Raw genomic sequence first — 13,017 nt, 5'->3', positions numbered from 1 at the left:
AGATTTGGATACAAAAAAAGACATAAGAAGATTATCACAATCTGAAATTGAAGAATACTTCAAATCAATTGGAGAAAAATCATTCCGTGCAAAACAAGTGTACGAATGGTTATGGAAAAAAAATGCGCATCAATTTGATGACATGACGAATATTTCTAAAGCTTTACGCGAACAATTAGGAAATTCTTTCCAAATCCAACCCGTTGAAGTGGATCTTTTACAAAAATCAAACGACGGTACCATCAAGAATGCAGTTAAGCTTCATGATGGGAACGTTGTTGAATCTGTATTAATTCCTACAGATACAAGAACTACTGCTTGTGTATCATCTCAAGTTGGTTGTAGTTTAGATTGTACGTTTTGTGCAACTGCGCAAATTAAGCGTATGCGAAATCTAACAGCTGCTGAAATTGTAGATCAAGTAGTTATTATTGACGAAGAAAGTAAACGTTATTTTAACCGACCTTTAAGTAATATTGTTTTTATGGGGATGGGTGAACCTTTATTAAATTATAATGAAGTAATTTCAGCCATCAAAAAAATTACATTACCCGAAGGTTTAGGAATGGCTCCTCGTAGAATTACAGTATCAACTTCTGGAATTCCGAAGATGATTGAGAAACTAGCCGATGAAGATTTACGTGTGAATCTAGCAGTATCTTTACATTCTGCTCGTGAAGAAGTTCGTAATGTTATTATGCCATTCTCTGTTAAATTTCCGTTGACTGATTTAATTGAATCTTTACAATATTGGTATCAACAAACTGGTCTTCGAATTACTTTCGAATACATTGTTTGGGGAGGCGTTAACGATAAAAAAGAGGATATTGATGCCTTAGTTAAATTTTGTAAAAAAGTTCCATCTAAAGTAAATATCATTGAATATAATTCGATTGATGATGGTATTTACAAACAAGCTTCCGATAAAGCTATCGACGATTATATCAAAGCATTAGAAAGCAATAATATTGTTGTTAATGTAAGACGTAGTCGAGGAAAAGATATTGATGCAGCTTGTGGTCAATTAGCCAATAAAACAGGCGATAATTAATCAAAGTAAATAATGAAATTTATACCTACACTCCTATCTATTTTAGTATTCTTACAATTAAGTTGCGCACAACAAACAATGGTAAAAGATACCATTTCTATTGATGATATAAAACTTAATTCTGTTGAATTACCTAAGCAATTAGACGAAATTTCAGCTTTAGCATACGAAGATCAAGATAAGAGTGTAGTTTCTTTTTGGGGACTTAATGATAGTGGGAATGGATCTGATTTAATCCGTTTTGATCAAAGTGGAAAAATCATTCAAACTATAACAATAGATAATGCTCCAAATATTGATTGGGAAGAAATTGCAATGGACGAAACGCGTCTATTCTTCGCCGATTTCGGAAATAATTTAGGTAAAAGACAAGACCTATCTATTTACTACATTTACCGAAAAGACATTGATCTAAATAAAACAAACCAAAACTTAGTTGCCAAGAAAATTGAGTTTTTCTATCCAGAACAAACCACATTTGGATACAAAAATTTAACTACAAATTGGGATGCTGAAGCTTTCTTTATCTACAACGATAAGATTCATATCTTAACCAAAGAATGGGGAAATAAAGCTACAACACACTATGTAATTCCAATTGATTCTTCTACAAAACATGCGGCTAAAAAATTAGAAGCATATCAAACTGATTTTATGGTTACTGGTGCGCATATCAGCACAAATAAAGCGAATATAGGTTTGTATTTAATCGGTTATACTTTAGAAACTATTGCAATCTTACAATGGTTTGATTTACCTAATGATAATTCGGATTTTATATTTTCTAAGAGCAATAAAACAATTACTTTACCATTAGGTTTTACTACACAATTAGGACAATTAGAAGGAATTTCATTATCTTCACACGATCAAAATCAAATCTGTATAAGTGGGGAAGAATTTAAGTTTAAAGGTTTTCATGCCAAACAAATACTTCACTGCTTCAAGAATTTCACAAATTAAAATTAAATTCCATTGAGTAACACAGTAGACTTAATTAAAGCTCCCATTGCTGAGGAGATGAAGTTGTTTGAAAACAAGTTCTTCGAATCCATGAAGAGTAACGTCTCGCTTCTCGATCGTATCACTCATTACATCGTTCGCCGCAAAGGAAAACAAATGCGACCAATGTTTGTTTTTTTATCTGCCAAAATGTTGGGCGAAATGCAAGATAAAACATATCGTGCGGCATCATTCATCGAATTAATTCACACTGCAACATTGGTTCACGATGATGTGGTAGATGATAGCCAATTACGCCGTGGGTTTTTCTCGCTAAACGCTATTTGGAAAAATAAAGTTGCTGTTTTAGTTGGTGATTATTTACTTTCTAAAACTTTAATTATATCTACTAAAAATAAAGATTTCGATTTATTAGAAGTAGTTTCTGTTGCAATTCAAGAACTTTCTGAAGGAGAACTTTTACAATTAGAAAAAGCACGCAAATTAGATATTACGGAAGACGTTTATTACGAAATCATTCGTATGAAAACTGCAACACTTATTGCGGCTTGTTGTAAAGCCGGTGCGTTATCAGTTGGTGTAGACGAAGAAACAGCAAATAAAATGCATCGCTTTGGTGAATTAGTTGGAATTGCTTTTCAGATTAAAGATGATTTATTTGATTATACAACTTCAAATGCAATCGGAAAACCTGTCGGAATCGATATTAAAGAACAAAAAATGACTTTACCTCTTATTTATTCATTAAATAAAGTAAGTGATAAAGATCGTAAATGGTTAATCAATTCGGTTAAGCGCTATAATAACGATAAAAAACGTGTTCGTGAAGTTATTGAATTTGTAAAAGCTAACGGAGGAATTGAGTATACAAGAAATATGATGCAGAAATATGCGAATGATGCATTAGATATCTTAAAAGAGATGCCAGACAACGAATATCGTAAATCATTAGAATTATTAGTAAATTACGTGATGACAAGAGATAAATAAAACAATCAATTATAATTTTAAAGCTCAACTTTTTAGTTGGGCTTTTTTAATGAATAAATATATTACTTTTACAAACATAACAGATTATCAGTTAATAAAATGATATATAAACTTATAATTATAAGTACGGGACTATTTTTACATTCTTGTAAAATTGATTATAAACATATTAAAGAAAAAGAATTAAATTATTCATTAAATATAATTTCTAATAAAAACTATAAAGATGATAGATTCCAGCCTCCTTTTTTTTCAATTGTAGGAAAAAATCCAGAAACAAATAAAATAGATACGTTTGAGGATGGAAGATGGTTTTCTAGTATTAGTGATTCAATAGAAATAGGAGACACTGTTTATAAAAAGAAAGGAGATAATTTCTTTTTAATTAAAAAAAAGAACCTTATTTTAAAAGTAAAAGATAAATCAAATAAAAAAGGAGAATTTATTGAAATACTAAACAGATAGATCAAAATATTTTTTAAAAATTTATACCACAATACACACCAAAGACCATAATTATGACATTAAGATATATCCTATTAGGATTAGATTACGATACTTACATTAAAAACGATAATGAATTTCAATATCATACTCGTTTTATAAGTAACTATTTTTCAAAAGCAATTAGAAAATATAAATTTGATACTAATGGTATATTTAATATGATTTCCATTGCCTTGTTACCTGATAATAAAAAAGAAAAAACTAAAATAACAGCAATAAATGTACTTGAAACCTATTTGCCATTTGACCAAAAGCGTTATGTACAAATAAAAGGAACAGAGGATTGTAGTTATTATTTGGAATTGTTGGAACAAGGTTTTAAAAAGGCTTCGGAATTTAAACCAATACCATTGGATACACTTTTAAATTTAATTGAGGAATTTAAAAAAGGAGGGTGTAAAAATGAATGGTTACATAAGAAAAAACGTTTTAAAGAGAAAGATTTAGAGGTTGTTTTGACTTGTGAGTTTACTACAAATTATTTTCAGTTGATAGCAACAATAAATCAAATATCAACTAAAAAAGAATTAACTAAAGGGCTTGTAATTAAAACAAAACCAGATGAAATCCATTTTGACAAAATGTTTAAGGATATTTTGATAGATGATAATTTTATTATCATCACAGACGCAAGCGATAGTGCAAGAGTGTTAATCAATATTGAAGATGCAAAAAAAAGCTTTTTTAATAGAATGTTTGCACCTTACATTTATAGTGACAACTATACACAAGAAGAAAATTTAAAATATGAAACTACTCATAATGAAGTAATAAAAATATTATCTTATGATGGAAGTGGTTATTGAAATACAAGAAGATAAAGAGATAAAAGAAATTTCTTACATTATATAATCAATAATAGCACTAAAGGTAATGTATCAGATATGTATTGCAAATTAAATAATTTAAAATACCACAATTAGCTAATTAGTCTGTCATTCTGAACGAAGTATATACAAGTAAAAAAGTTATTCAAGTGCTTAAATGATAGATTAATCATTTTAAATGTATCGAGAAATTAGACATTAAATATTGTCAAGCTGAACACGTTTCAGCTTCGCATACAACTTTATTACACCATACAGTTAAAAACGTATCACATTAAACTCAAAACGTATTACGTAAAGTATAAACACAAAAAATCCCCAACCAATTAAATGATTGAGGATTCTTTTTAAAAACTGGCGGCGACCTACTCTCCCGCAATAGCAGTACCATCGGCGCTGAAAGGCTTAACTTCTCTGTTCGGAATGGGAAGAGGTGAGCCCTTTCGCTATAACCACCCTAATTTCTTAGATATTTTTAATTAGGTTTAATTCCTAATATATTATCAACATTATTAGATACTTGAATACAAGTGTTTGTTTTATTTATTTTGATACAATCCAGTACACAATTCAAATAAGATTAACTAACCTTCTCTATGACGGTTAAATTAATATTTGAAAAAGTTTATGGGTAATTAGTACTACTCGACTATGACATCACTGCCTTTACATCTATAGCCTATCAACGTGGTAGTCTGCCACGACCCTTTAAAGAAGTCTAATCTTGCGGCGAGTTTCGCACTTATATGCTTTCAGTGCTTATCTCATCCAAACGTAGCTACTCAGCGGTGCACCTGGCGGCACAACTGATACACCAGAGGTTTGTTCAACACGGTCCTCTCGTACTAGAGTCAAGTCCGCTCAAACTTCTAACGATCACAACAGATAGAGACCGAACTGTCTCACGACGTTCTGAACCCAGCTCGCGTGCCACTTTAATGGGCGAACAGCCCAACCCTTGGGACCTTCTCCAGCCCCAGGATGTGACGAGCCGACATCGAGGTGCCGAACCTCCCCGTCGATGTGAGCTCTTGGGGGAGACTAGCCTGTTATCCCCGGAGTACCTTTTATCCTTTGAGCGATGGCCCTTCCATACGGAACCACCGGATCACTATGTCCTGCTTTCGCACCTGCTCGGCTTGTTGGCCTCACAGTCAAGCACCCTTATGCCATTACACTCTACGCACGGTTACCAAGCGTGCTGAGGGTACCTTTGAAAGCCTCCGTTACTCTTTTGGAGGCGACCACCCCAGTCAAACTACCCACCATGCACTGTCCTCCCGAAGGGAGTTAGGCTCCAAGTAAATAAAGGGTGGTATTTCAACAATGACTCCACAACACCTAGCGATGCTGCTTCATAGTCTCCCACCTATCCTACACATTATTTACCCGAAGTCAATACAAAGCTATAGTAAAGGTTCACAGGGTCTTTTCGTCCCGTTGCGATTAACCGGCATCTTCACCGATACTACAATTTCACCGAGCTCATGGTTGAGACAGTGCCCAGATCGTTACACCATTCGTGCAGGTCGGAACTTACCCGACAAGGAATTTCGCTACCTTAGGACCGTTATAGTTACGGCCGCCGTTTACTGGGGCTTCAGTTAAGAGCTTCGCCGAAGCTAACCCCCTTCCTTAACCTTCCAGCACCGGGCAGGTGTCAGACCCTATACGTCATCTTTCGATTTTGCAGAGTCCTGTGTTTTTGATAAACAGTCGCCTGGGCCTTTTTACTGCGGCTGACATTACTGCCAGCGTCTCTTCTCCCGAAGTTACGAGACTATTTTGCCTAATTCCTTAACCATGACTCACTCGAGCGCCTTAGGATACTCTCCTCGACCACCTGTGTCGGTTTACGGTACGGGCTGCTTCTCTCGCTATTTCTAGGGACAATGTTCAGTGGATTATCACGCCACCCGAAGGCTTTGTGTACTATCCTTAGTTTACCTAAGTTCAACGTACTATTCCGTCAGTACGCACCACCTACGATCATCCGTCACTTTTGTTGAGAGCAGGTACGGGAATATTAACCCGTTTGCCATCCACTACCCCCTTCGGGTTCGTGTTAGGTCCCGACTAACCCTAAGCTGATTAGCATAGCTTAGGAAACCTTAGTCTTACGGCGAATAAGTTTCTCACTTATTTTATCGTTACTCATGCCTACATTTTCTTTTCTATAAACTCCACCACCCATTACCAGGTGACTTCGACGTCGATAGAATGCTCCCCTACCAGTAGTACTAATGTACTAATCCATAGCTTCGGTAATATGCTTATGCCCGATTATTATCCATGCCGGATCGCTCGACTAGTGAGCTGTTACGCACTCGTTAAATGAATAGCTGCTTCCAAGCTAACATCCTAGCTGTCTATGCAATCCAACCGCGTTTTTTCAACTTAGCATATATTTGGGGACCTTAGCTGATGGTCTGGGTTCTTTCCCTCTCGGACATGGACCTTAGCACCCATGCCCTCACTGCCTAGAAACATATATTAGCATTCGGAGTTTGTCAGGAATTGGTAGGCGGTGAAGCCCCCGCATCCAATCAGTAGCTCTACCTCTAATATACTTCACTAAACGCTGCACCTAAATGCATTTCGGGGAGTACGAGCTATTTCCCAGTTTGATTGGCCTTTCACCCCTACCCACAGGTCATCCGAAGACTTTTCAACGTCAACCGGTTCGGTCCTCCACTTTGTGTTACCAAAGCTTCAACCTGCCCATGGGTAGATCACAAGGTTTCGCGTCTAATACCACTGACTGCATCGCCCTATTCAGACTCGCTTTCGCTTCGGCTCCGTACCTGAAGTACTTAACCTTGCCAGTGACATTAACTCGTAGGCTCATTATGCAAAAGGCACGCCGTCACACTTTCGTGCTCCGACCGCTTGTAGGCGTACGGTTTCAGGTTCTATTTCAACTATCTATTCGATATGCTTTTCACCTTTCCTTCACAGTACTAGTTCACTATCGGTCTTTGAGGAGTATTTAGCCTTGGAAGATGGTCCTCCCATATTCGGACAGAATTTCTCGTGTTCCGCCTTACTCGTTATCAACTATATAACCTTTTCGCTTACAGGACTATCACCCTCTTCGGTTAACCTTTCCAGGTTATTCTGCTAAAATTATAAAGTCTTTAGGGCTAATCCGCGTTCGCTCGCCACTACTTACGGAATCTCAATTGATTTCTTTTCCTATTGGTACTTAGATGTTTCAGTTCCCAACGTTCGCTCTCACTTACGTGAGTGACATGTCTTCAACATGCCGGGTTGTCCCATTCGGAAATCTACGGATTAATGCGTATGTGCCGCTCCCCGTAGCTTATCGCAGCTTATCACGTCCTTCATCGCCTCTCAAAGCCTAGGCATCCGCCGTACGCCCTTAGTAACTTTTTTCATAATTTAACCGTCATATTAATGAGCGGTTATGTTAATCTTACTCGTTTTTTGTTTAATTGTATACCTTCAATGCCGAATTAAATCGTTTATTTATTTAATTCTATATTGCTTTGATTAATTTCTTAATCTCTGTTTGATTGTATGTCGTTAACAATTTTCTTGTTATCTTTTTCTAATAATGTCAATGAACTCTTCTGCTTTTCACGAAGTTCGAATTTCGAGTTTCGTTTATAGCTTGGTGGAGAATATCGGAGTCGAACCGATGACCTCTTGCGTGCAAGGCAAGCGCTCTAGCCAGCTGAGCTAATCCCCCTCTTTATTTCTATTAGTAGTCTCAGGCAGACTCGAACTGCCGACCTCTACATTATCAGTGTAGCGCTCTAACCAGCTGAGCTATGAGACTCTTTAATACTCTTAAAGAGTGGTCTTTGTAATATATATCTTTGAAATCAAATCCGACAGTAAATAAAACCGAATAAAACAGTCAATCTTCTAATTTAATAGAAGAAAATTCGTCGTTCTCTAAAAATGAGATGTTCCAGCCGCACCTTCCGGTACGGCTACCTTGTTACGACTTAGCCCTAGTTACCAGTTTTACCCTAGGCAGCTCCTGTTACGGTCACCGACTTCAGGTACCCCCAGCTTCCATGGCTTGACGGGCGGTGTGTACAAGGCCCGGGAACGTATTCACCGCATCATGGCTGATATGCGATTACTAGCGATTCCAGCTTCATAGAGTCGAGTTGCAGACTCCAATCCGAACTGAGATAAGTTTTCGAGATTCGCATCTTGTTGCCAAGTAGCTGCCCTCTGTACTTACCATTGTAGCACGTGTGTAGCCCAAGACGTAAGGGCCGTGATGACTTGACGTCGTCCCCACCTTCCTCTCAACTTGCGTTGGCAGTCTCATTAGAGTCCCCGTCTTTAAACGCTGGCAACTAATGATAGGGGTTGCGCTCGTTGCAGGACTTAACCTAACACCTCACGGCACGAGCTGACGACAGCCATGCAGCACCTTGCATTCTGTCCGAAGAAATATCTGTTTCCAAATACGTCATTATGCATTTAAGCCTTGGTAAGGTTCCTCGCGTATCATCGAATTAAACCACATGCTCCACCGCTTGTGCGGGCCCCCGTCAATTCCTTTGAGTTTCATTCTTGCGAACGTACTCCCCAGGTGGGATACTTATAACTTTCGCTTAGCCACTGAATCCGAAAATCCAACAGCAAGTATCCATCGTTTACGGCGTGGACTACCAGGGTATCTAATCCTGTTCGCTCCCCACGCTTTCGTCCATCAGCGTCAGTTGAGGCTTAGTGACCTGCCTTCGCAATTGGTGTTCTGCGTAATATCTAAGCATTTCACCGCTACACTACACATTCCAGCCACTGCAACCTCACTCAAGACCAACAGTATCAATGGCAGTTCCATCGTTAAGCGATGGGCTTTCACCACTGACTTATTGGTCCGCCTACGGACCCTTTAAACCCAATAAATCCGGATAACGCTTGCACCCTCCGTATTACCGCGGCTGCTGGCACGGAGTTAGCCGGTGCTTATTCATATGGTACCTTCAGCTACTCACACGTAAGTAGGTTTATCCCCATATAAAAGAAGTTTACAACCCATAAGGCCGTCATCCTTCACGCGGGATGGCTGGATCAGGCTTTCACCCATTGTCCAATATTCCTCACTGCTGCCTCCCGTAGGAGTCTGGTCCGTGTCTCAGTACCAGTGTGGGGGTTCACCCTCTCAGGCCCCCTAAAGATCGTTGACTTGGTGAGCCGTTACCTCACCAACTATCTAATCTTACGCATGCCTATCCTACTGCGATAAATCTTTCAAGTGTATCTGATGCCAGAATCACTGTTATAAGGTATTAATCTTCTTTTCAAAAGGCTATCCCTTTCAGTAGGGCAAGTTGCATACGCGTTACGCACCCGTGCGCCGGTCTCTCTGTAGCAAGCTACAAATACCCCTCGGCTTGCATGTGTTAAGCCTCCCGCTAGCGTTCATCCTGAGCCAGGATCAAACTCTCCATTGTAAATAAATATTGTTTGAAGCGTTAGCTTCTATGTTTTACAACTTCGAATTTCCTTTAGCTCTATTATTTAAGGATTGACCGTTAATTTATATTCGGCTTTTATTTCTTCTGTCTATATTGTAATTTCAAATGAACTTCTCGTTTCAAGCAAACTTCTTTCGTTGTTTGCGGTTGCAAAGGTAAGACTTATTTTTAAACTAAAAAATCTTTTTTGAATAAATTTTAAAGTTTTTATTTTTGTTTACTTCTTCGCGATTTCAAGTTTCAATACTACTCGTCTTTCGTATTGAGAGTGCAAATATAAGACAAGATAATTCAGCTTTCCAAATCGTTTTATGAATTATTTTCAGTTTTATCCTTAACTAACTGAACAGAAGCGAAATATTTTTTGAATTAAATTTAGATATGTGTTTTGGTGTAGCTTTTCCTGTAGAATTAGGTAGTTTTCTAAATTATATATAGTATACTTTCATTTTTGTCTTGACACAAAACATTTGAAATTAAAAGGAGAAGCCACAGTGTGGCTTAGGTAAAATAATTACAAACAGTATAATCTTATTTATATATCAATACTTTTTTCTTGATAAAAAAGTATTCAAAAAAGTCAAGACTGTAAATCATTTTCGCTAAAAAACCTCTTGATTACGGGAATGAATTAGATGTCATTTTATTTCTGAAAGATTAATTGATACCTCTGAATAAAAAACTAGTAATTATATAATTAAGATGCAATTCTGAAACGAGTTCAGAATGACGAAATGGAATGAATATATAAAGTTGTAACATTATTTAAGAAGTTTTTTGCTTGGATATAGCTTTAAATATTATAATGATTAAAGAAACATATGTTCATTTTTTTCGTCAAAAAAACGAACCAAAAAAGACATTGCTAAAATCTTCGACTAAAACTAAATTGATTTCGAGGAATGATTTAAATGATTCGCTATCGCTCACTAAATCATTCTTATCTCTACATCAATTTAGTTTCTTAACGTTTACGATTTTCAGGCAATATTTTTCATAATGCAGAAGATTTATAAATAAGATTTTACTATCGTATTAATTATTACGATGCGATTCTGAAACGAGTTCAGAATGACGAAATGGAGATAAATATGTAAAGTAAAAATGGAAGTGATAGCTGGAATTGATTATTTTGTAATGGATGCTTCTTTAAAAAGCAGACGTTACAAAATACTTTGGAGAACGGACTCGTGAAAATGAGTTGCGAAGCAATGAAGGTTTTAAAATAAAAGAATCAAAACTATATTCATTAAATATAAATGACAGAATTGTATATTTACGAAAACACAAAATAATGTACAAAGCAAAATATCCACAAAGAATAATTTGTTTAACAGAAGAAGGAACTGAAATTTTATACTCAATAGGTGAACAAAATCGTTTAGTTGGGATTAGCGGATTTACATACCGACCGCCACAAGCAAGAAAGGAAAAACCAAAAGTATCTACTTTTTTAGATGCTAAATTTGATGAAATTATTGCTCTAAAGCCTGATTTGGTAATTGGTTACTCGGATTTACAGGCTGATTTAGCAGCAGAATTAATACGAAGAGGAATTGATGTCTATATTTTTAATCATCATACTGTTGAAGGAATTTTAGATATGATTTTGAAATTTACATCATTAATAGGGTGTAAACAAAAAGGCTTGAAATTGATTGATCAATATAACCGAAATTTAGATTCAGCCAATGAAATTGGAGCAAATTTAGATTTTAAACCAAAAGTACACTTTGAAGAATGGTATGAGCCGATCATGTCTGGATCGACTTGGGTGATGGAGCTGATTGAAATTTGTGGTGGAGATTTATGTTTCCCTGAATTAAAAAAAGAGTTTCATGCGAAGAACAGAATTGTGCTTGAAGATCAAGTAGTGCATGCAAATCCTGATTTGATAATTGGATCTTGGTGTGGGAAAATGTTTAAGCCTGAAATTGTAAAGACTCGTGTTGGATTTTCTGAAATTAACGCGATAAAAAATAATCAATTATTCGAAATCAAATCAGAATTTATTTTACAACCCGGAGCAGCCGCTTTATCTGATGGATTGCTACAATTACAAAAGATAATTAGTGAATGTAGCAAATTTTATTCGCGAATTTAAATCGATATAAAAGAATAAAGGAACCCAAATTGGATTCCTTTTTTTTATTTAAAAAATCATGTTTACTTCACGTTCTAAAGTAACACCAAATTTTGATTGAACATCTTGAATAATATTTTCAGACAAATCGTAAATTTCTTTTCCGGTTGCATTTCCATAATTCACCAATACTAACGCTTGTTTATCATGAACACCCGCATCTCCGAAGCGTTTTCCCTTCCAACCAGCTTGTTCTATTAACCAACCAGCCGCTAATTTAACGCCATTTTCTGCTGGATAATTCACAATTGTAGGATGTTGAGCAAAAACTTTTTCAAATTCCGAATTAGAAATTACAGGATTTTTAAAGAAACTTCCCGAATTACCAATTTGAGCTGGATCTGGCAATTTTGATTCACGAATACGAATTATTGCTGCTGAAACATCTTGAATTGTAGGATTTGAAATTCCTTCAACCTCTAATTCTTGCTGAATCGCTCCATAAGAAGTTTTTAATTGATGATTGCGTTTCGATAACCTAAATGTCACAGAAACCAAAACATATTGACCTTTAAGCTCGTTTTTGAATACAGATTCTCTATAACCGAACTTACACTCTTCATTACTAAAAATTCGCTCATCACCCGTTTCCAAAGATAAAGCTTGCACTTCCACAATTGTATCCTTCGCCTCTACTCCATACGCACCGATATTCTGAATAGGAGCTGTACCTACATTTCCAGGAATTAAAGATAGATTCTCTAATCCTCCGAAATTTTGAGTTAAAGTCCATTGAATAAACTGATGCCAATTCTCACTTCCTTGTGCTTTTACTTCTACATAATCATCATTTTCATTGATAATTTCAATTCCTTTCAGATTAAGTTTTAAAGCCAATCCATTAAAATCATTTACAAAAAGCATGTTACTTCCACCACCAATAAACAAAATAGGTAAATTGTTTTGACGACGAAAAACTAGTGCTTTCTTTAATTCGGTGAAATTAGAAACTTCGGCAAAATATTTTGCCTTCGCATCAACTCCGAAAGTATTGTATAATTTTAAAGAATAATTTTCGATGATATTCATCCTTCAATATTTTTATAAGCATTGTTTAGTTAAATTTTC

General features: G+C 36.1%; 7 protein-coding genes, 2 tRNA genes and 3 rRNA genes. 6 read left to right on the top strand and 6 right to left on the bottom strand.

The window, feature by feature from the left end; genetic code table 11:
- Nucleotides 1-4: 4 nt before the first annotated feature.
- The 5 genes from rlmN to J9309_RS10035 all read left to right on the top strand — a co-directional run bounded on the left by rlmN (nt 5) and on the right by J9309_RS10035 (nt 4,317).
- Nucleotides 5-1,051: a 23S rRNA (adenine(2503)-C(2))-methyltransferase RlmN gene (gene rlmN, locus J9309_RS10055; RefSeq protein WP_230475752.1), complete on the top strand. Its 1,047-nt coding sequence runs from the start codon at nt 5-7 to the stop codon at nt 1,049-1,051.
- Between the two features lie 12 nt (nt 1,052-1,063).
- Nucleotides 1,064-2,014 carry a hypothetical protein gene (locus tag J9309_RS10050; protein ID WP_230475751.1) on the top strand — a complete coding sequence of 317 codons (951 nt, stop codon included), beginning with the start codon at nt 1,064-1,066 and terminating at the stop codon, nt 2,012-2,014.
- A gap of 12 nt (nt 2,015-2,026) precedes the next feature.
- Entirely contained in the window at nt 2,027-3,004 is a 978-nt protein-coding gene (locus J9309_RS10045; RefSeq protein ID WP_230475750.1) for a polyprenyl synthetase family protein, read from the top strand.
- A gap of 99 nt (nt 3,005-3,103) precedes the next feature.
- Nucleotides 3,104-3,469, top strand: coding sequence for a hypothetical protein (locus J9309_RS10040; protein WP_230475749.1), 366 nt, complete (start codon nt 3,104-3,106; stop codon nt 3,467-3,469).
- A 53-nt stretch (nt 3,470-3,522) separates the two neighbouring features.
- Nucleotides 3,523-4,317: a hypothetical protein gene (locus J9309_RS10035; RefSeq protein WP_230475748.1), complete on the top strand. Its 795-nt coding sequence runs from the start codon at nt 3,523-3,525 to the stop codon at nt 4,315-4,317.
- Nucleotides 4,318-4,690: 373 nt separating this feature from the next.
- On the opposite strand, the gene rrf is transcribed toward J9309_RS10035, so the two are convergent.
- The 5 genes from rrf to J9309_RS10010 form a co-directional block, all read right to left on the bottom strand.
- A 5S ribosomal RNA gene (gene rrf, locus J9309_RS10030) occupies nt 4,691-4,798 on the bottom strand.
- Nucleotides 4,799-4,953: 155 nt separating this feature from the next.
- Nucleotides 4,954-7,734, bottom strand: a 23S ribosomal RNA gene (locus tag J9309_RS10025).
- A 239-nt stretch (nt 7,735-7,973) separates the two neighbouring features.
- A tRNA-Ala gene (locus J9309_RS10020) sits at nt 7,974-8,050 on the bottom strand.
- A gap of 16 nt (nt 8,051-8,066) precedes the next feature.
- Nucleotides 8,067-8,140: transfer RNA gene (locus J9309_RS10015), tRNA-Ile, on the bottom strand.
- A 123-nt stretch (nt 8,141-8,263) separates the two neighbouring features.
- Nucleotides 8,264-9,782 (bottom strand): 16S ribosomal RNA (locus tag J9309_RS10010).
- The 16S, 23S and 5S rRNA genes sit together here with 2 tRNA genes alongside, the layout of an rRNA operon.
- A 1,318-nt stretch (nt 9,783-11,100) precedes the next feature.
- On the opposite strand from J9309_RS10010, the gene J9309_RS10005 reads away from it, so the two are divergent.
- Nucleotides 11,101-11,910 carry an ABC transporter substrate-binding protein gene (locus J9309_RS10005; RefSeq protein WP_230475747.1) on the top strand — a complete coding sequence of 270 codons (810 nt, stop codon included), beginning with the start codon at nt 11,101-11,103 and terminating at the stop codon, nt 11,908-11,910.
- A gap of 48 nt (nt 11,911-11,958) precedes the next feature.
- On the opposite strand, the gene murB is transcribed toward J9309_RS10005, so the two are convergent.
- On the bottom strand, nt 11,959-12,978 hold the full coding sequence (murB, locus tag J9309_RS10000; RefSeq protein ID WP_230475746.1) for a UDP-N-acetylmuramate dehydrogenase: 1,020 nt from the start codon (nt 12,976-12,978) through the stop codon (nt 11,959-11,961).
- Between the last annotated feature and the right edge of the window lie 39 nt (nt 12,979-13,017).

It is taken from the genome of Faecalibacter bovis (assembly GCF_017948305.1).
Taxonomy (GTDB): domain Bacteria; phylum Bacteroidota; class Bacteroidia; order Flavobacteriales; family Weeksellaceae; genus Empedobacter; species Empedobacter bovis.
This window is presented reverse-complemented; position numbering and strand designations above follow the sequence as displayed.